Genomic DNA, 19257 nt, shown 5'->3' with positions numbered 1-19257 from the left:
GCGGCGCCGCCGCTCCTGGCCCAAAAGCTCCCCACTCTTATCGTTGCTGTTAGTCATAAACATAACCGTTTGCCTATCCCTTATCGTAAGGGGGAAACGGTGTCCTGTCTTTCATGGGGCTCGTTCAAGCATCACGTGGTCCCATCTATCTACTGATGGGCGCAACCACACTAAACCTCTCGCTTGCGACAGCCAACCCCAAAAAAAGTCGGACGCGTCCTCAATTTTTTGAACGCTTTCACGCGTTTAACGTACGCGTTTAAAGACACTCGTTGTTACGTCCTAACGGCTACAACGCCTTGCGCCGTTGCCTACGCGTACGCCAGAATCCGCTGGCTTGTGCGGCTGTGGGGCGGGCTATATCGTTTGCTGGTCACTGCAAAACAGTGATCGGGTTTGGTAGCCCGCCTTTAAGTAGTCGCATGGCGACACCTTATGCAGTCCCTTTTTTGGGGCTCAGCTTTATATGGTGGTCATGCGTGGGGCTCCATTGTGAGCGCCGGGTTTCCTACTTAGACCGGTCTACCAACCCGCGTATGGCCGCCACCCTTCGTTTGGTAGCGAGGGTGATGGCTCTTATTTATTCTAAGTAGGAGTTTCATCTATGTTCAAAGTAACGCCGAATCCCCCGAATACCAGTCCGTTACCCTACGACGTCTTTCGTGATCTTGACCCCAAGAAAATGAAAGAGGCGGCCGACCGCGCACTCAGCTTCTACCTCGACCCCGGGGCGTCGAAAACGCAGATACCGCCCCGTAAGCCCAGCGCCATTTTCACCATCGACGCAGCGGTGGATGACGAAACGTTGCTCGTCGAGGCCTGCGAATCGTTGGCAGCAGCCAGCGCCATAGTCAACGATCTCACCGACTTGACGGACGGCCCACGACGCCAAACGATGCTGGTGCTGCAACGGGTCATCATGTTGGGGGAGTTAGCGGTCAATCGCGTACTGGATAACCACAAGCCTGGGTAGTCGCCAGGCGGGTAGCGAGGGCGCTTGCGCCCTCGCTGTTTAGCAGCATTCACGCGGCTCGTGGTCACGCTGGAAGGTCCTCTCAGACCCCACCTCGCACCGGATAGCTCTTGATCACATCCAGAAACTCAATGCGACGTTCGCTGACCAGCAACTGCGGGAGCAGCTGTTCATACGCTTGTCGGTACGGCTTGCTCAGGTGACGCGTAATGAAGTCGTCCTTGCTGCAGTTCCAGGTTTCGTAAAGCACCAAGGTGTTCGGGTCGTCCTGGTGTTGGTGAACCCAGGTGTTGACGAAGTCCGGCTCGGCCGACATCTGGTGCACCACGTCCAGCAGCCGTTCTTTCATTTCGGCGAAACGTTCCGGTTTGGCCGGCAGGTAAACGATAAACGTGACTTGATCACTCATTTCATCACCTTCGCACGCTGGGATTGGGTTACTGCGCCTGGTTCTGCGGGAACAGGTTGCGACGGGTTTCTTCGTCGAACTCGGCCTTCAGCACCAGTTTCTCTTTCAGACCGTGGGCCCGCTGGGCGGCCGGACGGGCGCTGATTTCATCGAATAGGCGCTTGACGTTCGGGTACGCGGCCAGACCGTTCTCGCCGAGGATGTACGGCGCGTAATTGGCCCAACCCCAGAGTGCCATGTCGGCGATGCTGTAAGTGTCGCCGGCCAGGTACTGATGGTCGCTCAGGCGCTGATCGAGCACGCGGTAGTGGCGTTCGACTTCCTTGAGGTAGCGGTTTTTCGCATACGCCAGGTCTTCTGGTGCGTGGTGCAGGAAATGCACCGCCTGGCCGGAAAATGGCGACAGGCCGGTGGCGATGAACATCAGCCAGGACAGTAACTCGGCTTGCCCGGCCACGGAGGTCGGCAGGAAGCGCTGATGTTTTTGCGCCAGGTGCAGCAGGATCGCCTGGGAGTCGAAGACAGTCGCGTCGCCATCGACCAGGGCTGGCACCTTGGCGTTCGGGTTGATCGCCAAAAAGGCCGGCAGGTGTTGCTCGCCTTTGAAGGTATCGACGCCGATCAATTCGTAGGGCGTTTGCAGTTCTTCAAGCAGCAGGGCGACTTTCATCGGGTTTGGAGAAGGGTGGAAAAAGAACTTCATGGTGTAGGCCTCAGTCAGTGGTTGGTTTTGAACTGAGGCTGATGTTGAAGTAAACCCTTTCGATTGACGTGCGAGCTTTTTGCTTTACTCGTTCGAAACTATCGAACGTGTTGTCGGCACTTTGGCGGTTGATTGCGACGTGGCGATGACGGCACCGGCGATAATCAGCAGCGCCGGGACGATCAGAATCGGGCTGGCATGGCTGCGTCCCACGGTGATCAGCAACAACGTGGAAATCAACGGCGCCAGGTAGGAAAGCGCTCCCAGCGTCGCCAGACTGCCGTGTTTGGTGGCGTGGTCCCAGGCAAAAAACGCCAGTCCTACCGGTCCAAGCCCGAGGACGACAATCGCGGTCCATTGGCTGCCGTCGGGCTGTACCGTGGTTTCGAAGGCCAGGTGACAGACCAGTCCGGCCACGGCGACCAGCCCGCAAATTCCACCAATGATGCTGCTCGGTACTTCGCTGAACCGGCGGTTGATCACCGAGTAAACCGACCAGATCAGCGCGCAGCCAAACGCCGCGAGATAACCGGCGATGGGCATCGCGGCGCCAGCATTCGGAGCGCGCTGCTGCATGATGAAAGCCGTGCCGGCCAGGCCCAGCAGGGCGCCGAGTAATTGCCGCTTGTGCAGCTTTTCTCCGGCCGAGAACGCCGACAGCAATACCAGCAACAGCGGCCAAAGGTAGTTGATCAAACTGGCTTCAGCCGCCGGGGCGGCTTTGAGTGCGAAAAAGTACAGCGCGTGATAAACGAAAATTCCGACGAACCCGGTCGCCCATACAGCCCAGGGCTGGCGCCAACTGGTGAACCCGGCGATCCCGCGTCGGCCCAGAATCACCAGGCTCGCCGCGAACGCCGCGCCAAAACCCAGCGTCAGCAGTTCAAACGGTGGAATGCCTTCGGTGAGGGTGGTCAGCAATGCCAGGGAGGACCAGAGCACAATCGCAATCACGCCGACGGCCGTAGCGCTGTGGCTGTTTCGAAGCGGAGTCATGTCTGTTCCTTCAGCGCGATGAGCGGGCGACCATCCTGGACCGATGACATCAACCAGCTTAGCGTTTGATCGCCGTACGTCCAGCGTCCGGTACCGGGCTCGCCGGCTTGGCCAGCAAGCGTTTGGTCACCCCGAGCATACCCACTGACACCGCGACGCCCAGGGCGAACGCGCTAAGACCCATGCCTGGCAAGGCCAGCGCCAACACCAGGCAAAACGCGGCGAACGAATACATCCCGGTCGCCGTCGCCCGCAACAACGCAGCGGTAAACGCCGGCCCGCGGGTTTGCTGGGAGAACACCGCCATCACGCTGCCCAGCACCGGGAACACCGCGAGCAGGCCGCTCCAGCGTTCGCCGACGGTGCTGGCCAACAACGTGACAGCGAGGGTGAGCAGGGCGCCGGCAATCATGCGCAGCAGCAATTTGTCGGACTTCGGTGCCGGGCCCGAAACGATCGGCTGTACCGAGGGAAACAGATACGGCGCCGCCAGCAGGGCGGTCGCGGCGGCGATCACCGAGAACATCAGGGACGGCGCAATCAACGACAGCACAACGGCCGCCGTGGCCCAGACCAACAGCGAACTCACCAGCGCCCACGGCCACTTCGCGCGTTGTGCAACCTGAGCGTAGGTCACGCAAAAGGCAATCATGGCGAACATCGCCGATAGCGCTGCCGTCGCCGATTGAGCGGCGAACACCTGGCCTTGTTCGATGGCGAGAAAGAACAGAATCGGCCCGACCACCACCGGCAACCCCGACAGCCAACCGGCGACACTCGGTCCCCAGCGTTTACCGGCCAGGGAAATCAGCAAGAGAAACCCGGGGATGACCAGCAGTTTGAGTAGCAGCACGCACGCACCTCCGACCTGAGTGAGGCGACAACGTTAGCATTGCGGACGTAGGATTGCTCTAGGAATGAGGAGATTTTGTATACAAAGCTTACGGCTAAAATAATTGTACAAAATGATGCTTTGCGTATAAGTTTTTAGCAGATACCCATGGTGAAAAGAACGCGATGAACAGACCCCGATTACGCCTGTATTACGGTGTGTTGTTGCTGGGATTGTCAGGCACCCAGGCCTTGGCCAATTGGCAGGACGCATTGCCCGGTGCGCAGATCATCGGCACCGGCGAGTTTCGGGTGTTCGGGTTCGATGTCTACAACGCGCGGCTCTGGAGTGCGGCCCGGCCCTTGGCGCCGGACCAGCCGTTTGCCCTGGAACTGATCTATCAGCGCAGCATTTCCCGCGATGATCTGGTGCAGGCCAGTGTCGATGAAATCAAGCGGTTGTCCGGCGCCTCGGTCAGTACCGAGCAACTCGAGCGCTGGAAGGTGCAGATGCAACAGTCGTTCGTCGATGTAAAAGCCGGCACCCGCATTACCGGCGTTTATTTGCCGGGGCAGGGGGCACGGTTCTTTGTCGGCCAGCAGCCGCAACACGAAGTGAAAGACCCGCAATTCGCCCGGGCCTTTTTCGATATCTGGCTCGACCCACGTACACGTAATCCCGAGTTGCGCCAGCAGTTGCTGGGCAGCGCCAAGCCTTGAGGTGCATGACATGCTGAAGAATCTACTGTTGGTGTTGTGCGTCTGCCTGGCCGGTTGCAGCGTCGATGTGCAGCGCTACAGCGAGCAAAACCCCAAGCTCGATCTACCCGGGTTCTTCGTCGGGCGAGTGGATGGCTGGGGAATGTTCCAGAAGCGCTCGGGCGAGGTGATCAAGCGCTTTCATGTGCTGATCAACAGCCGAATGGACGGCCAGAACCTGATCATGCATGAAGCCTTTACCTACAGCGATGGCACCCGGCAGACCCGCGTCTGGACGTTGTACCCGGACGGCCCTGGCCGTTGGCGCGGTATGGCCGGCGATGTGGTCGGCGAGTCCCGCGGTGAGGTCGCCGGCAACGCGCTGCACTGGCGCTATGAACTAAGCCTGCCGGTGGACGACAAGGTCTACCAAGTGCATTTCGACGACTGGATGTACTTGCTGGACGAAAACACCATGGCCAATCGCTCAGCCATGACCAAGTTCGGTGTTGAGTTGGGCTAGGTGACATTGTTCTTCCGCCGCCACGGCGCCTGATACCCGGACATCTGCCTCTTGGGCGCGCGGGCTGAAACGTCTAAGCTGCGCTTTTCCACCTGTCGACGGATGTTTGCGTGAAATTCAGTTTGCCCAAAACCGCCACGGCGCCGTTCTGTCCGCCGGAAGTGGCCGGCAGTGTTGCCGTCGATCCCCGCGCCTCGTTCTTCAACCGGATGCTGCGCTTTGCCGGTCCTGGCTTGCTGGTGTCCATCGGCTATATGGACCCGGGCAACTGGGCGACCGCCATCGAGGCCGGCTCGCGGTTTGGTTACAGCCTGTTGTTCGTCGTGCTGCTGGCGAGTCTGGCGGGGATGGTGATGCAGTGTTTGTGTTCGCGCCTGGGCATTGCCACCGGGCGTGATCTGGCGCAGCTGTCCCGGGAGCGCTACAGCACGCGGACCGCACGGACCCAGTGGGTGTTGGCGGAAATCTCGATTATCGCCACTGACCTGGCCGAAGTGCTCGGCTGCGCCCTGGCGTTTCATTTGCTGCTGGGCTGTTCGCTGACCTTCGGTATCGCACTCACGGCGTTCGACACGTTGCTGGTGCTGGCCCTGCAAAACCGTGGCTTCCGCCGACTCGAAGCGATCATGCTGGTGCTGGTAGGCACCATCGGCGTGTGTTTCTTCGTTGAATTGCTGTTGATCAAACCCTACTGGCCGGACGTCGCCCGCGGTTTCACGCCGTCACTGTCCGCCATCGGCGATGCCGCGCCGCTGTACCTGGCCATCGGTATTCTCGGGGCCACGGTGATGCCGCATAACTTGTACCTGCACACCTCCATCGTGCAGACCCGGATGATCGGCAAGGACCTGGCCAGCAAGCAGGACGCGGTGAAACTGGCGCGCATCGACACGATTGGCTCCCTGGCTTTGGCGTTGCTGGTCAACGCGGCCATCCTGATCCTCGCCGCGGCGGCGTTCCACAAGACCGGGCATACCGACGTGGTGGACATCCAGGACGCTTATCACCTGCTCGACCCTTTGGTGGGCGGGGCGCTGGCCAGTGTGTTGTTCGGCGTCGCGTTGCTGGCTTCGGGTCAGAGCTCGACCTTCACCGGGACCATCGCTGGGCAAGTGATCATGGAGGGCTTCCTGAACCTGCGGATTCCCTGCTGGCAACGACGATTGCTCACGCGCGGGCTGGCGCTGATCCCAGCGTTCATTGGCGTCTGGATGATGGGCGACAATGCGATCGGTAAGCTGCTGGTGTTGAGTCAGGTGGTGTTGAGTCTGCAATTGCCGTTTGCGTTGTATCCGCTGATTCGCATGACCAACGATCACAGGCTCATGGGGCCGTTGGTGAATCGGTGGCCGACGCGGGTGCTGGCGTGGGGGTTGTTTGTGGTGATCAGCGGGGCGAATAGCTGGTTGATTCTGCAGTTCGTAGCCTGAGCCGGAAGCTGTGTTGCCTGGCCGGGCCTCTTCGCGAGCAAGCCCGTTCCCACATTTAATCTCGGTCATTCACAGAATTTGTGTGCGCAGAAAATCCAATGTGGGAGCGGGCTTGCTCGCGAAGAATGATTACTCGCTCTCCCTCTGAAACGCCTCGACCACAAAATCGATGAACACCCGGGTCTTGGCCGGCATCAACGTCCGGCTCGGGTAATACAGCGAAATCGGCCCCGCGTCGGCGTGCCAGTCGGGCAGCAGGCGCACCAATTCGCCACGCTGGATATTCGCCAGCACATCCGGCAACACCAGCAGGGTCACGCCCAGGCCGAGTATCGCCGCTTCGCGCATGGCGGCCGGATCATTGAGCACAATGTTTTCGTTCAGATTGGCCGGTGCTTCGTTGCCCGCGCCATCGTGCATCAGCCATTGGCGAATCCGCCCGGTGCGGGTGCCGCGCATCACAATGCCGGTGTGTCCGGACAGGTCTGCCGGACTGTCAGGCAGGCTGCGTCCTGCGAGGTAGGCGGGAGAGGCGACCGCCACGACATGCGCCGCCGCCAACGTCCGCGACACCACCCCGGGCGTCAACTTGAAGCCGCCGCCAATGGCCGCGTCATATCCCTCCGCAATCAAATCCACGGGGCGGGTTTCGAAGTGCCATTCCGGGCGGATCAGCGGATAGCGCGCCAGGAACGCCGGCAGTAGCGGCAAAACATGATCGAGGCCAAACGTCGGCGCCAGACTGACCTTGAGCACGCCCGCCGGCTCGCCTTGGTCGCTGCTTACCGTGCTGATCGCTGTTTGTAACGCTTCCAGATTGCCGCCGATGCTCGTGAGAAAGCGTTCCCCGGCTTCGGTCAGGGACAGCTTGCGGGTCGAGCGCTGGAACAGCCGCACGCCGATGTTGCGTTCGAGCATCGCCACGTTGCGGCTGACAGCCGCAGGGGTCAGCGCGAGCACCCGTGCGGCGGCGGAAAAACTGCCGGTTTCGGCACTGCGGACAAAAGATTCGAGGTTGGCGAGGGTTTCCATGGCAGGCACCTGCTAGTCATGCTTGAAGATCATTCAAGGCATTACCCGCTAATCAAGCGCTAATGGCAAGCGCAGTATTCGCTCCAACGACAACCCTCGGAGTAAACAACCATGAGCACCATCGAAATCATCGGCGCCGGCGCAATCGGCGCAGCCTTTGCCAGAGCACTGTCGCGCCAAGGCATTGAAGTGGTGATCGCCAACAGCCGTGGGCCGCAAAGCCTGGCCTCGCTGGTGGCAGAACTCGGCCAAGGCCGCACCTGGGGGAATTGAGCGTCGGGGCGCGGCTGGTGCAGTTTCCAGGCGGTCCGCTGCCGGTGCTGAATCTGGTGAAATTTGCCTGACGACCAGACAAAAAGAACCCGGTGCGACGTGAGTCGCACCGGGTGTTTTGCCAGACAGCGAACGGATATTCGTGGGTCCCCGCGCCGTCTGTTGAACGCTTTATGCCCGTTCGATCGCCAGTGCCACGCCCTGACCACCACCGATGCACAGGGTGGCGAGGCCTTTCTTGGCGTCACGCTTGATCATTTCGTGAAGCAAGGTCACCAGCACCCGGCAACCCGATGCACCGATCGGGTGACCCAGCGCGATAGCGCCGCCGTTGACGTTGACCTTGTTCAAGTCCCATTCCAGGTCCTTGGCCACCGCCAGGGATTGTGCGGCGAAGGCTTCGTTGGCTTCGATCAGGTCCAGTTGGTCGATGGACCAGCCGGCCTTGTCCAGGCAGCGACGAGTCGCGCTGACCGGGCCGATACCCATGATCGCCGGGTCGACGCCCGCATTGGCGTAAGCCGCGATTTTCGCCAGCACGGGCAGGCCGAGGGCCTTGGCTTTTTCGGCGCTCATCAGGATCACGGCGGCGGCACCGTCGTTCAGGGACGAGGCGTTACCGGCGGTCACCGAACCGTCCTTCTTGAAGGCCGGTTTCAGTTTGCCCAGCGCTTCAGCGGTGGTGCCGGCACGCGGCTGTTCATCGGTGGCGAAGGACAGCGGATCGCCCTTGCGCTGAGGAATCAGGATCGGCGTGATCTCATCGGCAAAACGCCCGGCTTCGATGGCGGCCGTGGCTTTCTGCTGCGAGGCCGCGGCGAAGGCATCTTGCTGTTCGCGGGTCAGGCTGTACTTGTCAGCCAGGTTCTCGGCGGTGATGCCCATGTGGTAATCGTTGAACGCATCCCACAGGCCGTCGCTGATCATGGTGTCGACGATTTGCGCGTGACCCATGCGCAGACCGGTGCGGGCACCGGGCATGACGTAGTTGGACAGGCTCATGTTTTCCTGGCCGCCGGCAATGATCACGTCGGCATCGCCGCAGCGAATCGCCTGAGTGGCCAGATGCAGCGCTTTAAGGCCCGAGCCGCAGACTTTGTTCAGGGTCATGGCGGGCACGGTGAAGGGCAGGCCGGCCTTGATCGCGGACTGGCGCGCAGGGTTTTGCCCGGCGCCGGCGGTCAACACTTGGCCCATGATCACTTCATCGACTTCAGCAACGTCCAGGCCGGTTTGCGCCAGCAGCTGACGGATCACCGCAGCGCCGAGGTCAACGGCGGAAACATTCGCCAGGGCACCCTGGAAACTGCCGATGGCGGTACGGGTGGCGGCGACAATGACGACTTCTTGCATGGAATGATTCCTCACTGGGCAGCGAACTGCATTTGCGGAACGTGATCCGGCACGATCAGTTTACCGGCGGTCTTGGCGACAATCTCCTCGACGCTGACACCCGGTGCGCGTTCCTTGAGAATGAACGCGCCGTCCTTGATTTCCAGGTAGGCGAGGTCGGTCAGCACACGCTTGATGCAACCGGCGCCGGTCAGCGGCAGGCTGCATTTGGACAACAGCTTGGATTCACCGTCCTTGGACGCGTGGGTCATGATGACAATGATGTTGTCTGCACCGGCCACTAGGTCCATGGCGCCGCCCATGCCCTTGACCAGTTTGCCGGGAATCATCCACGAGGCGATGTTGCCTTGCACGTCTACTTCAAAGGCGCCCAGCACGGTCAGGTCGACATGACCACCGCGGATCATCGCGAAGGACTCGGCCGAGGAAAAGATCGACGCGCCGATACGTGCGGTCACGGTTTGTTTGCCGGCGTTGATCATGTCGGCATCGATGGTTTCTTCAGTAGGAAAGGGACCCATGCCCAGCAGGCCGTTTTCCGACTGCAGCATGACTTCCATGCCTTCAGGAATGTAGTTGGCGACCAGGGTCGGAATGCCGATGCCCAGGTTCACGTAGAAGCCGTCCTGCATTTCGCGGGCGACGCGTTGAGCCATTTGTTCGCGGGAAAGTGCCATTGTTGTTATTCCTTCATTCGGTCCGGGGGCAGGGGTTCACTTACGCACGGTGCGCTGTTCGATGCGCTTCTCGAACGTGCCGCAAATGACCCGGTCGACGTAGATGCCAGGGGTGTGGATCTGCGCCGGGTCCAGCTCGCCGGGTTCGACGATTTCTTCGACTTCGACCACGGTGATCTTGCCCGCGGTGGCGGCCAGCGGGTTGAAGTTCTGGGCGGTGTGGCGATAGATGACGTTGCCGAAATGGTCGGCTTTCCAGCCTTTGACGATGGCGAAGTCACCGGTGATGGATTCTTCCATCAGGTACTTGCGACCGTGGAATTCGCGGACTTCCTTGCCGTCGGCAACCGGAGTGCCGACGCCGGTGGCGGTGAAGAACGCCGGGATGCCGGCGCCGCCTGCGCGCATTTTTTCGGCGAGGGTGCCTTGAGGGGTCAGGACCACTTCGATTTCGCCTTTCAGCAGTTGGTCTTCGAACAGTTTGTTCTCGCCGACGTAGGAGGCCACCACTTTGCTGATCTGCCGGTCTTCCAGCAGCACGCCGAGGCCGAAACCGTCGACGCCGCAGTTGTTGGAAACCACGGTGAGGTCACGCGTGCCTTTGCGCTTGATCTCGGCAATGAGGTTTTCCGGGATCCCGCACAGGCCGAAGCCGCCGGCAATCACGGTCATGCCGTCTTCAAGACCTGCCAGAGCTTCCTCGTAGGAACTCACGCGCTTGTCGAAACCTGCCATATGCACCTCTTTTATTCTTTGTGGGCGGCTGGCCAGCCGTATGGGATAGGAGTGTCTCGCTGAAGGATTCATTTGTTAAGTTGATTTTTAAGGTTGATTGATAGATAAAACTCACCAATCAATCGCCCGTACTACGTTGGAGCCAGTGGTCATGACAGTCAAGCAGATCCGCGCATTCCTGGCCGTGGCCCAGAGTTTGAGTTTTGCCGTGGCCTGCGAGCGGTTGCACCTGTCGCAATCGGCCTTGAGCCTGACCATCAAGGCGCTGGAGGAGGGGCTGGGCGGGCGCCTGTTCACCCGCAACACGCGCAATGTCGCACTGACGGCGGAGGGCGAATCGCTGGTGCCACTGGCACGTCGCCTGATTGCTGACTGGGACAATGCCGAGGATGAGCTGCGGCAACGCTTCACCCTCCAGCGCGGTCGCGTGACGCTGGCGGCGATGCCCTCATTTGCCGGCAACCTGCTGCCGCCGATCCTGAAAACCTTCCGCGCGCGTTATCCCAAGGTCAACGTCACGGTGAATGACGTGATCAACGAGCAGGTGCTGGAGATGGTGCGTGACCGGCAGGTTGAGCTTGGGGTGGCGTTTGAGCCGACTCAGAGCTCGTCGCTGGCATTCACGCCGTTGTACATGGATCGGTTTGTTGCCGTGGTGCCGAAGGATTCTCCTTTTGCCGAACGGGAAGACATCGATTGGCAGACCTTGCTCAAGGAACCGTTCATCACCTTGCAGCGTCCGTCGACGGTGCGGGTGATGCTCGAAGAACACTTGCAGGCTCGCGGGATGAAATTGCCGGTGGAGTTTGAAAGCCATCAGTTGGCGACGGTTGGGCGGATGGTGGCCAGCGGGTTGGGGGTGAGCGCGGTGCCGGCGTTGTGTGTCGGGCAGATGCTGGAACTCGGCGCGCGGTGCATTACCTTGCGCGATCCGGTGGTGGAGCGGGCGATCGGGGTGCTTACCAAGCCTGGGGTTGAACTGTCGGCGGCGGCTCAGGCGTTGTTCGATATCCTGAAAGCCGAAAACCTGGGCCAACGATTGTCCGACGGATAATACAACACCCTGTGGGAGCGGGCTTGCTCGCGAAGAGGCCTGCACATTCAACATTAATGTTGCCTGACAAACCGCTTTCGCGAGCAAGCCCGCTCCCACAGGGTTTGAGTTTCGTCAGTTTCTACGTCGTCAGGTGCTGGGCCAGTAAGGGTAAAAGCCGCTCACACGAGGCCTCTATTTTAAAATCAAGAAGGTCATCCGCCCGAGTCTTCCCCAGATTAATCGCAATCAACGGCTTCCCCTGATCCGCCATCACCCGGCACAACCGAAACGCCGAATACGCCATCAACGAAGACCCGACCACCAGCAATCCCGCAGCCTTTTCAACCGCAGCCATCGCTTTGGCCGCTGTCACCTGCGCCACATTCTCGCCAAAAAATACCACGTCCGGCTTCATCCGTTCACCCGCGCAGTGTGGGCAATGCGGCACCTGAAACCGCGCCTCAAACGCCGCATCCAGCAGCGTGTCGCCATCCGGGGCTTGCACCGCATCCACGCCCGCCAGATACGGATTCTGCGCTTCCATCAGTTGCTGGATCGAATCCCGTTCGCTGCGCTTCCCGCAGTCCAGGCACAGCACCCGGTGCAGGCTGCCGTGGAGTTCGATGACGTCATGGCTGCCGGCCTGGTCGTGCAGGGTGTCGACGTTTTGAGTGATCAGCCCGCTGATCTGCTGCGAACTTTGCAAACTGGCCAAGGCCTCATGGGCCACGTTCGGCTGAGCCTGGCGCACCCGCGGCCAACCGAGCATCGCCCGCGCCCAATAGCGTCGCCGGGATTCGGGGGCCGAGAGAAACTCCTGATACATCATCGGTTGCCGGCCACGCCGCACGCCCTGGTTGTCGCGGTAGTCCGGAATGCCCGACGGAGTGCTGATGCCCGCGCCGGTCAGGACCACAAACGGCTGCTCGGCCATTAACTGCTGAAGGTGGTCGAGTTGTTCGCGGATGAGGCTGTCGAGCATGTTCAACACTCCGGAGGGCCTTGAGTGCTTGCAGGGTAGCATTTGCCGGTCACCCGGACAGGTTGCCCGTCCGGGTGGTGATCCGACGTTTATTTACGCGCCTCCAGAATCAGGTTGAAGGGCGTTTCCGTGGCCCGCCGGAACGTCTTGAACCCCGCCTCGGTGAAGACCTTGCGCAGCCGCGCCTCGCCAGCCTGGGCGCCGAGCCCGAGGCCGACCTCCTGGGACAGCGAGTTCGGGGTGCAGATGAAGGTCGAGGCGGCGTAGAACAAGCGGCCAACCGGGTTGACGTTGTCGTCGAGCGAGTCGTTGGCGAACGGTTCTACCAGCAGCACCGTGCCGTCCGGTTTCAGCGCGTCATAAGCGTGCCGCGCCGCGCCCACCGGGTCGCCCATGTCGTGCAGGCAGTCGAAGTAGCAGACCAGGTCATAGTCGTCGCCGGGGAAGCTTTTTGCCGTGCCCTGGAAGAACCGCGCACGTCCAGACACGCCACCTTCTTCAGCACGCTGGGTGGCGACGGTGACGGAGGGCGCGTGGTAGTCGAAACCGACGAACTGCGAATCCGGAAACGACTGGGCCATGATCACGGTGGATGCGCCGTGGCCGCAGCCGATATCCGCCACCTTGGCGCCAGCCTCCAGTTTGGGCACCACGCCTTCGAGCGCCGGTAGCCATTCGGCGACCAGGTGCGCTTTATAACCTGGCCGGAAGAACCGCTCCGTGCCGCTGAACATGCACGGATGGTGATCGCCCCAGGCGAGGGCACCGTCGCCGCGCATGGCGTTGACCAGTTTGTCCTTGTCATGGAAAAACGATGCGACCACCCCGATACCACCCGCCACATAGACCGGTGAGTCTTCGATCGCCAACGCCAGGGCCTGCTCTTCGGGCAGGCGGAACTGGCCGTCGCGGTGTTCCATGTAACCGGAAGCGGCGTGGGCGCTGAGCCATTCGCGCAGCAGGCGGGGGTTGCAGCCGGTTTTGTCAGCGAGGGCTTCAGGGGTGACTGGCTGACTGTCGGCCATGGCCCGGTACAGTCCGAGCTCTTCGCCGAGGATGACGTTGGCGAGCATCGCCGCGCCGCCCATGTCGTTCACCAGTTTGCCCATGAAATCATTGAGTCTGGCCTCGTCCATCACGTGTGCTCCTTCAGTAGGATCACAGTCCAGAGGCCTTGTTTTTCGAGGCGATCACCTCTGGGCGGTGGTCGTGGGAATGAACAGAACGATAAGCACGCCCTGCGTGCATTAAGTCTAGTCCGGGGTCCGTGCACCGCTGTCTTGAGCGACGAAAGCCCATTTCCCTGACTCACACCGGATCCCTTGTGGGAGCGGGCTTGCTCGCGAAAGCGGTGTATCAGGCAACATTATTGTCGACTGGAGGTGCGGGAACGATCAAGTCAGGACTGGGGAACCAAACTCTGCCGGCAATCCAGCACTAACCGCGCCCCTCCAAGTTCACTGGTGTCCACCTCAAGCGCAAACCCATGCAAGCTCACAATCGCCGCAACGATCGACAGCCCTAGCCCGAACCCGCTTTTCTGGTTGCCGCCGTCGGTACGATAGAAACGCTGGAACACTGCCTCTCGTTCGGCCATCGGAATGCCAGGACCCGAATCGAGCACTTCGATCCGCGTACGCCCACCCTCATTGACCCCCCGCAAAATCACCTCGCCGCCGGGCGGCGTAAATTTGATCGAGTTGCTCAGCAGGTTCGCCACCGCTTCGAATAGCAACGCGCGGTCGCCATTCAGTGGAGGCAAGACGTCAGGTAATTGCAGCTTGAAAACCAGTTCGCCTTCTTCTGCCAACGGCAGATAAAAGTCGTGCAGCTCTTGCAACAACAGCACCGGATCCAGCTGCACAAAATCCGAACGGCGTTGACGATCTTCCAGCTCGGAAATCCGCAACAACCCTCGAAAGCGCGCCATCAAGGTGTCCGCTTCACCGAGCACTGAGTCCAGTTGCACCGCCAGCGTCGAACCCTCATCAGCCTGTTGCTGAATCCGGTACAGCTGCGCCCGCAGGCGGGTCAGCGGCGTGCGCAGGTCGTGGGCAATGTTGTCGCAGACGCCCTTGACCTCGTTCATCAAACGTTCGATACGTTCGAGCATGGCGTTGACGATGGCGGCGAGCATGTCCAGCTCATCGCGGCGATTGGACAATGGCAGACGGCGGGTCAAGTCGCCGGCGACGATGGCCTCGGCGCTGGCCTGGATCGCACGAATCCGCCGCAACGGACGCCGCCGCAACAGGTGCCAACCGGCGATACCGGGCAAGATGGTCAGCGTCACACCCCAGAACAATGCGTGAAGAATGATCCGGGTCACGGCAAACAACGAACCGTTATCCCGCACCAGCACGAGCCAGCGACCGTCCTTCGTCTGGGTCGCTACCGCGTCGCAGCTGTCGGCGGGCAGGCTTGGGTCGTCAGAATCTGCGCAGTCGTCGAGCATGTGAATCTTGCCGTCCAGCGGCAGGCCTTCGGGAATGTGTCGCAGGGCGCCATTGAGGTAGCGATGCTGACCATCGAACAGGCCATAAGCGTCGATGCCGCGAATGTCGAAGGTCATGCTGACGGCGAGGGCGTCCGCCAATTGTTCGCCCTTAAAATGCGAAAACAAATGCTGACGTTGCATCAGCGAGTGTTTGGCCAGGTTGTCCAGGTAGGCGGAAACCTCGTAGTACATGACCCCCATGAGAATCCCGCTCCAGAGCACGAACAGCGAACTGTAGAGCGCCAGCAAACGGCTGCTGGATGAACGCCAGCCGTTAGAGGGGTTCAGCAATGACATAACCCGAGCCTCGCACGGTCCGAATCAGTGGGACATTGCCTGGCGGGTCGATCTTCTTGCGCAGCCGGCCGATGTGCACGTCGATCAGGTTGGTGCCGGGGTCGAAGTGGTAACCCCAGACCTCTTCGAAAATCATCATCCGCGACAGAATCTGCCCGGTGTTGCGCATCAGGAATTCCAGCAATTTGTACTCGGTGGGCAACAGCGTCAGCAGCTGACCGTCGCGGCTGGCTTCATGGCTGATCAGGTTCAGCTCCAGATCCGCCACCCGCAACGTGGTGGCCTGGGCGGTCACGGTGTTCTGGCGGCGCAGCAGGACTTCGACCCGGGCGGCCATTTCATCGGTGGCGAACGGTTTTGTCAGGTAATCGTCACCGCCCGCGCGCAAGCCGCGCACACGCTCATCGACGTCGGAGAGGGCGCTGATCATCAGGATTGGCGTGGCCACACCCATGGTCCGCAGCGTGGTGACAATCGCCAGACCATCGAGCTCGGGCAGCATGCGGTCGAGGGTGATCAGGTCGTAGTTGCCGCTGACCGCACGCGCAAGACCTTCGCGGCCGTTGTCGACCCAATCCACGTCGAGGCCGTGGCTGCTCAATTCGGCGACGATTTCCCGGGCAGTCACGGCGTCGTCTTCGATGGTCAAGATGCGGGTCATAGGGCGGGCCTGATTAGGAGTACTCAACATTGAGCGGCATTTTGCCAAGAAATGGGTACAGGCTTTCTAAATAAAACTTCATGCAGGTACCTTTTTAGTCAATGCATAAAACCCGCTCCTACATACCGCTTCCTTGCAAATTGCATGGCCATTGGAAGTTCAAATTTTATAAGTGATTGAAAAAAAGCGATTTATTTAAAGTTGGCGAATGGCACGGTGACTGCACTTCTCCCGTTGAAGAGTTGTAACACCATCTTTCCTGCCTGGAGCGATATAACAATGAATAGATCCCCTGATGGTTTCTATCCTGTCGCAGAAGAAACGACCACGCTCTCTGGCGTGTCCTGGGGAGCGATCTTCGCAGGGGCCGCTGCGGCGGCGGCGTTGTCGCTGATCCTCGTGTTGCTCGGCTTTGGCCTGGGTTTTTCGGCAGTGTCGCCTTGGGCCAATGAAGGCGTCAGCGCCAAGGGCCTGGGCATTTCTACGATTGTCTGGCTGGCCGTTACCCAAATCGTGGCTTCCGGGCTTGGCGGTTATATTGCCGGTCGTCTGCGGGTGAAGTGGGCGAACATGCACGGTGATGAGGTTTACTTCCGTGACACCGCCCATGGCTTCCTGGCCTGGTGCGTGGCGACCCTGGTGACGGCGACGCTGGTGGTCGGCTCGGTCAGCAGCATTGTCAGCGGTGGCGTGCAGGCCGGGGCGAGTGTGGTCGGTGGCGCTGCGAGTGCCGCGACTCAGGCGGCGGGTACCGCTGCCAGCAACACTGGCAGTGACCAGTACGGTTACTTCGTCGACAGCCTGTTCCGCGATGATCGTCCGGCTGCGGTCAGTGATGACGCCGTTCATGCCACGGTGACGCGCATCTTCGTGCGCAGCCTGAGCAATGGCGGTCAACTGGCTGCCGAAGACCGCACCTACCTGGCGCAACTGGTCGCCCAACGGACCAACCTCACTCAAGCGGACGCGGAACGTCGCGTTGATGAAGTGTATGCCCGCACGCAAAAAGCCGTGGCCGACGCCAAACTCGCCGCCCGACAAGCCGCCGACACCGCCGCCAAAGTCGCTGCCTGGACTTCGCTGTGGATGTTCATTGCGCTGCTGATCGGTGCGTTTTTCGCCAGCCTCGCGGCAACCTTTGGCGGCCGTCGTCGGGATGCCGTGGTGTATCTGGAATCCGACGCTTACGTGACCACCACTTCACAGCCTGTTCGCTAACCCAGGAGAACTACCATGCGCTCACTACTGCTGTTCTTTCTCGGCGTACCGATCCCGATCATCATCCTGATCGCCCTGTTCATGCACTGATCCTCTGAGGCTCATGCCTCTGCCGCTTCTGCCTCGGGTAGAAGCGGCATTTTGCGTTTTGAGGGGCGGAGCAAAGTCAAAAGCTCATTCGATCGGCGTACTGGCGAAATCCTCAAGCCCCTCGGCATACGCCGTAAACGCACTGATCTGTGGAAACCGATTCACATCCACCTGATCCGGCACCACCAGGTTGGTGAAACTCCACGCCACCGCCAACGTAATCCCGTCTTGAGCAATCGAACCGTCAGTCTTCAACGGCTGCATCTCCAGCTCCCGCTCCAGCGCCGAATAGGCGGCAGCCAACTGTCCTTCGACCCGCTCCACCCACGGTTCAAACTGAATGTCCGCCGGCCGCAGGTTGCGTTCGTAGTAAAGCTGCACCGACTTTTCGCACGCCGCCAACGCCAGACCGATCAGGCGCAGCGAGCGCAAGCGTTGAGCGAGATCGCTGGGCATCAGGCTGTTGCCAGGCAGGGCCAAGGCTTCCAGGTAATCGATGATCAGCGTCGAGTCGATCAACACCTCGCCGTCGTCGAGCACCAGAGTGGGCGCTTTGACCACCGGGTTGATCTGCTGGAATTGCTCGAAATGCCGAAACACCGAAACCGACTGGTGTTCCAGTGGGATGCCAAGGCGTTTGGCAGAGATGGCGACGCGCCGCACATAGGGTGAATCCAGCATGCCGATCAGCTTCATTGAACCGCTCCTTCAGATGTCCATTTCGGGATGGACTACCTTAGCTGAGGTTCAGCGAGCTGCAAACGGCGTGCTGCTAATCCTCGAATCCGACCTGTTCGTGAATCTCATCGACCTTCAATTCCAGCCGATAGGCCACAGCGATAAACAGCGCCTGGCACAGGCACAGTGTCGCACTCAATGACCGGAAGGCAAACGAACTGCCTTCGTTGACCAGCAGCACGGAGTTGGCGCGCTTGGCCAGGGGCGAGAGGTTGCTGTCGGTGATGATCAGGGTTTTGGCCTGATGGTGTTGGGCGATGCGCAGGCAGTGCTGGGTTTCCTTGCCGTAGGGCGTGAAACTGATGGCGATCACCAGGTCATTGGCGCGCACGCTGCGCATCTGCTCGCGGTAGCTGCCGCCGAGCCCCGAGACCAGATGGATACGCTTGTTGGTGTGCTGCAGGTTGTAAACCAGGTAGTCGGCCACCGCGAACGAACGGCGCACTCCGACCACGTAGATGTTGTCGGCATTCACCACCAGATCCACGGCCTTGTCGAAGGCCTGGTCATCCAGTTCCAGCCCCAGGCGTTCGATGCCCGACAGGGTCGCATTGATGCACTCGCGCGCCAGGTCGCCGCCGCTGGCCTTCTGCGACTTGTTGGCAATCATGCTGCGAATGCGCTGCTGGTAGTTCTGCACCGGCGTGGTCTTGTGGGTATAGGCCTCGCGGAACAGCGCCTGCATTTCGCTGAAGCCGCTGAATCCGAAGCGCTGGGAAAACCGCACGATCGCCGACGGGTGCACTTCACACTCACGGGCGATGTCGCTGATGCGGTCGACCATGATCCGGTCGCTCTGCTGGCTCATGTAACTGGCGATGCGTTTGAGCTGGCGCGGCAGGCTTTCGTATTCGTTGGTGATCAGCTGCAGCAGACGCTCGGCATTGATCGGGGGGCTGGCGAGATCGCTGTCGGGCGTGCTCTCGGTCGTCGCCGGCTGATCGGTGCGGGTCATAAGGAATCCTTCTGGCTTGTTCTTACAGGGACGACAGAGAGCGTCATCCCCTGACAATAGGTTGGCTGTGCGCAGTCTACAGGGTAGGCCGGAATAAAATCTTGAGCTTGCGGTCAGTACGAGGTTTGCTGAAACGATGCACTGCCACT

Annotated in this window: 20 protein-coding genes and 1 pseudogene; 7 read left to right on the top strand and 14 right to left on the bottom strand. The window is 60.5% G+C overall.

Annotated elements, in window-relative coordinates:
- Positions 1 to 604: 604 nt before the first annotated feature.
- Positions 605 to 973, top strand: a complete 369-nt coding sequence (locus FQ187_RS17665; RefSeq protein WP_149630460.1) for a DUF6124 family protein — start codon at positions 605 to 607, stop codon at positions 971 to 973.
- 82 nt (positions 974 to 1055) lie between these two features.
- On the opposite strand, the gene FQ187_RS17660 is transcribed toward FQ187_RS17665, so the two are convergent.
- The 4 genes from FQ187_RS17660 to FQ187_RS17645 form a co-directional block, all read right to left on the bottom strand.
- Entirely contained in the window at positions 1056 to 1382 is a 327-nt protein-coding gene (locus FQ187_RS17660) for a putative quinol monooxygenase (protein WP_149630459.1), read from the bottom strand.
- Between the two features lie 28 nt (positions 1383 to 1410).
- Positions 1411 to 2085, bottom strand: coding sequence for a glutathione S-transferase family protein (locus tag FQ187_RS17655; protein WP_149630458.1), 675 nt, complete (start codon positions 2083 to 2085; stop codon positions 1411 to 1413).
- Between the two features lie 84 nt (positions 2086 to 2169).
- Complete coding sequence (locus tag FQ187_RS17650; protein WP_149630457.1) at positions 2170 to 3081, bottom strand: DMT family transporter; 912 nt, start codon at positions 3079 to 3081, stop codon at positions 2170 to 2172.
- A 58-nt stretch (positions 3082 to 3139) separates the two neighbouring features.
- A complete protein-coding gene (locus FQ187_RS17645; protein WP_149630456.1) occupies positions 3140 to 3934 on the bottom strand; it encodes a hypothetical protein in 795 nt (264 codons plus the stop codon).
- Positions 3935 to 4098: 164 nt separating this feature from the next.
- On the opposite strand from FQ187_RS17645, the gene FQ187_RS17640 reads away from it, so the two are divergent.
- The 3 genes from FQ187_RS17640 (at position 4099) to FQ187_RS17630 (ending at position 6564) form a co-directional block, all read left to right on the top strand.
- Positions 4099 to 4632 carry a chalcone isomerase family protein gene (locus tag FQ187_RS17640; protein WP_149630455.1) on the top strand — a complete coding sequence of 178 codons (534 nt, stop codon included), beginning with the start codon at positions 4099 to 4101 and terminating at the stop codon, positions 4630 to 4632.
- 10 nt (positions 4633 to 4642) lie between these two features.
- The gene (locus tag FQ187_RS17635; protein WP_149630454.1) at positions 4643 to 5134 is read left to right on the top strand and encodes a DUF3833 domain-containing protein; all 492 of its coding nucleotides are present in this window, start codon (positions 4643 to 4645) and stop codon (positions 5132 to 5134) included.
- Positions 5135 to 5244: 110 nt separating this feature from the next.
- Positions 5245 to 6564, top strand: a complete 1320-nt coding sequence (locus FQ187_RS17630; RefSeq protein WP_149630453.1) for an Nramp family divalent metal transporter — start codon at positions 5245 to 5247, stop codon at positions 6562 to 6564.
- Positions 6565 to 6693: 129 nt separating this feature from the next.
- Here the strand turns inward: FQ187_RS17630 and FQ187_RS17625 are convergent, their stop codons facing one another.
- Positions 6694 to 7596, bottom strand: a complete 903-nt coding sequence (locus FQ187_RS17625) for a LysR family transcriptional regulator (RefSeq protein ID WP_149630452.1) — start codon at positions 7594 to 7596, stop codon at positions 6694 to 6696.
- A 111-nt stretch (positions 7597 to 7707) separates the two neighbouring features.
- On the opposite strand from FQ187_RS17625, the pseudogene FQ187_RS30425 reads away from it, so the two are divergent.
- A pseudogene (locus FQ187_RS30425) lies at positions 7708 to 7845 on the top strand (NAD(P)-binding domain-containing protein); the annotation flags it as partial.
- A 195-nt stretch (positions 7846 to 8040) separates the two neighbouring features.
- Here the strand turns inward: FQ187_RS30425 and FQ187_RS17615 are convergent.
- The 3 genes from FQ187_RS17615 to FQ187_RS17605 are packed head-to-tail and all read right to left on the bottom strand — an operon-like array spanning position 8041 to position 10634.
- Positions 8041 to 9222 (bottom strand): acetyl-CoA C-acetyltransferase, encoded by a 1182-nt coding sequence (locus FQ187_RS17615; RefSeq protein WP_123367263.1) that lies wholly within the window; start codon positions 9220 to 9222, stop codon positions 8041 to 8043.
- A gap of 11 nt (positions 9223 to 9233) precedes the next feature.
- Complete coding sequence (locus FQ187_RS17610) at positions 9234 to 9899, bottom strand: CoA transferase subunit B (protein WP_149630451.1); 666 nt, start codon at positions 9897 to 9899, stop codon at positions 9234 to 9236.
- Positions 9900 to 9935: 36 nt separating this feature from the next.
- Positions 9936 to 10634 (bottom strand): CoA transferase subunit A, encoded by a 699-nt coding sequence (locus FQ187_RS17605; protein WP_149630450.1) that lies wholly within the window; start codon positions 10632 to 10634, stop codon positions 9936 to 9938.
- Positions 10635 to 10785: 151 nt separating this feature from the next.
- Here FQ187_RS17605 and FQ187_RS17600 point away from each other — a divergent pair, with 151 nt between their 5' ends.
- The gene (locus FQ187_RS17600) at positions 10786 to 11688 is read left to right on the top strand and encodes a LysR family transcriptional regulator (protein ID WP_149630449.1); all 903 of its coding nucleotides are present in this window, start codon (positions 10786 to 10788) and stop codon (positions 11686 to 11688) included.
- Between the two features lie 121 nt (positions 11689 to 11809).
- Here the strand turns inward: FQ187_RS17600 and FQ187_RS17590 are convergent, their stop codons facing one another.
- The 4 genes from FQ187_RS17590 to FQ187_RS17575 form a co-directional block, all read right to left on the bottom strand.
- Positions 11810 to 12652, bottom strand: a complete 843-nt coding sequence (locus tag FQ187_RS17590; RefSeq protein WP_149630448.1) for an NAD-dependent protein deacetylase — start codon at positions 12650 to 12652, stop codon at positions 11810 to 11812.
- 89 nt (positions 12653 to 12741) lie between these two features.
- On the bottom strand, positions 12742 to 13788 hold the full coding sequence (locus FQ187_RS17585) for a class I SAM-dependent methyltransferase (protein WP_149630447.1): 1047 nt from the start codon (positions 13786 to 13788) through the stop codon (positions 12742 to 12744).
- A 263-nt stretch (positions 13789 to 14051) separates the two neighbouring features.
- Positions 14052 to 15446 carry a HAMP domain-containing sensor histidine kinase gene (locus FQ187_RS17580; protein ID WP_149630446.1) on the bottom strand — a complete coding sequence of 465 codons (1395 nt, stop codon included), beginning with the start codon at positions 15444 to 15446 and terminating at the stop codon, positions 14052 to 14054.
- The gene (locus FQ187_RS17575; RefSeq protein ID WP_033058247.1) at positions 15424 to 16107 is read right to left on the bottom strand and encodes a response regulator transcription factor; all 684 of its coding nucleotides are present in this window, start codon (positions 16105 to 16107) and stop codon (positions 15424 to 15426) included. Before FQ187_RS17575 ends, FQ187_RS17580 begins: the two co-directional genes overlap by 23 nt.
- 279 nt (positions 16108 to 16386) lie before the next feature.
- Between FQ187_RS17575 and FQ187_RS17570 the strand changes: the two genes are divergently transcribed.
- Positions 16387 to 17325: a hypothetical protein gene (locus FQ187_RS17570; protein ID WP_149630445.1), complete on the top strand. Its 939-nt coding sequence runs from the start codon at positions 16387 to 16389 to the stop codon at positions 17323 to 17325.
- A 174-nt stretch (positions 17326 to 17499) separates the two neighbouring features.
- Here the strand turns inward: FQ187_RS17570 and FQ187_RS17565 are convergent, their stop codons facing one another.
- The gene (locus FQ187_RS17565) at positions 17500 to 18111 is read right to left on the bottom strand and encodes a glutathione S-transferase (protein WP_149630444.1); all 612 of its coding nucleotides are present in this window, start codon (positions 18109 to 18111) and stop codon (positions 17500 to 17502) included.
- Positions 18112 to 18187: 76 nt separating this feature from the next.
- On the bottom strand, positions 18188 to 19108 hold the full coding sequence (locus FQ187_RS17560) for a MurR/RpiR family transcriptional regulator (RefSeq protein WP_149630443.1): 921 nt from the start codon (positions 19106 to 19108) through the stop codon (positions 18188 to 18190).
- Between the last annotated feature and the right edge of the window lie 149 nt (positions 19109 to 19257).

Origin of the sequence: Pseudomonas sp. ANT_J28, assembly GCF_008370005.1 — a bacterium.
Classification (GTDB): domain Bacteria; phylum Pseudomonadota; class Gammaproteobacteria; order Pseudomonadales; family Pseudomonadaceae; genus Aquipseudomonas; species Aquipseudomonas frigoris.
The sequence above is the reverse complement of the archived record's forward strand: the minus strand, read 5'-3'. Positions and strand labels throughout refer to the sequence as shown.

What these genes read in the sequence shown, in the direction of transcription:
- FQ187_RS17665 (WP_149630460.1), top strand. Translation starts at nt 605, where the DNA reads ATGTTCAAAGTAACGCCGAATCCCCCGAATACCAGTCCGTTACCCTAC.
- FQ187_RS17660 (WP_149630459.1), bottom strand. Translation starts at nt 1,382, where the DNA reads ATGAGTGATCAAGTCACGTTTATCGTTTACCTGCCGGCCAAACCGGAA.
- FQ187_RS17655 (WP_149630458.1), bottom strand. Translation starts at nt 2,085, where the DNA reads ATGAAGTTCTTTTTCCACCCTTCTCCAAACCCGATGAAAGTCGCCCTG.
- FQ187_RS17650 (WP_149630457.1), bottom strand. Translation starts at nt 3,081, where the DNA reads ATGACTCCGCTTCGAAACAGCCACAGCGCTACGGCCGTCGGCGTGATT.
- FQ187_RS17640 (WP_149630455.1), top strand. Translation starts at nt 4,099, where the DNA reads ATGAACAGACCCCGATTACGCCTGTATTACGGTGTGTTGTTGCTGGGA.
- FQ187_RS17635 (WP_149630454.1), top strand. Translation starts at nt 4,643, where the DNA reads ATGCTGAAGAATCTACTGTTGGTGTTGTGCGTCTGCCTGGCCGGTTGC.
- FQ187_RS17625 (WP_149630452.1), bottom strand. Translation starts at nt 7,596, where the DNA reads ATGGAAACCCTCGCCAACCTCGAATCTTTTGTCCGCAGTGCCGAAACC.
- FQ187_RS17615 (WP_123367263.1), bottom strand. Translation starts at nt 9,222, where the DNA reads ATGCAAGAAGTCGTCATTGTCGCCGCCACCCGTACCGCCATCGGCAGT.
- FQ187_RS17610 (WP_149630451.1), bottom strand. Translation starts at nt 9,899, where the DNA reads ATGGCACTTTCCCGCGAACAAATGGCTCAACGCGTCGCCCGCGAAATG.
- FQ187_RS17605 (WP_149630450.1), bottom strand. Translation starts at nt 10,634, where the DNA reads ATGGCAGGTTTCGACAAGCGCGTGAGTTCCTACGAGGAAGCTCTGGCA.
- FQ187_RS17600 (WP_149630449.1), top strand. Translation starts at nt 10,786, where the DNA reads ATGACAGTCAAGCAGATCCGCGCATTCCTGGCCGTGGCCCAGAGTTTG.
- FQ187_RS17590 (WP_149630448.1), bottom strand. Translation starts at nt 12,652, where the DNA reads ATGCTCGACAGCCTCATCCGCGAACAACTCGACCACCTTCAGCAGTTA.
- FQ187_RS17585 (WP_149630447.1), bottom strand. Translation starts at nt 13,788, where the DNA reads ATGGACGAGGCCAGACTCAATGATTTCATGGGCAAACTGGTGAACGAC.
- FQ187_RS17580 (WP_149630446.1), bottom strand. Translation starts at nt 15,446, where the DNA reads ATGTCATTGCTGAACCCCTCTAACGGCTGGCGTTCATCCAGCAGCCGT.
- FQ187_RS17575 (WP_033058247.1), bottom strand. Translation starts at nt 16,107, where the DNA reads ATGACCCGCATCTTGACCATCGAAGACGACGCCGTGACTGCCCGGGAA.
- FQ187_RS17570 (WP_149630445.1), top strand. Translation starts at nt 16,387, where the DNA reads ATGAATAGATCCCCTGATGGTTTCTATCCTGTCGCAGAAGAAACGACC.
- FQ187_RS17565 (WP_149630444.1), bottom strand. Translation starts at nt 18,111, where the DNA reads ATGAAGCTGATCGGCATGCTGGATTCACCCTATGTGCGGCGCGTCGCC.
- FQ187_RS17560 (WP_149630443.1), bottom strand. Translation starts at nt 19,108, where the DNA reads ATGACCCGCACCGATCAGCCGGCGACGACCGAGAGCACGCCCGACAGC.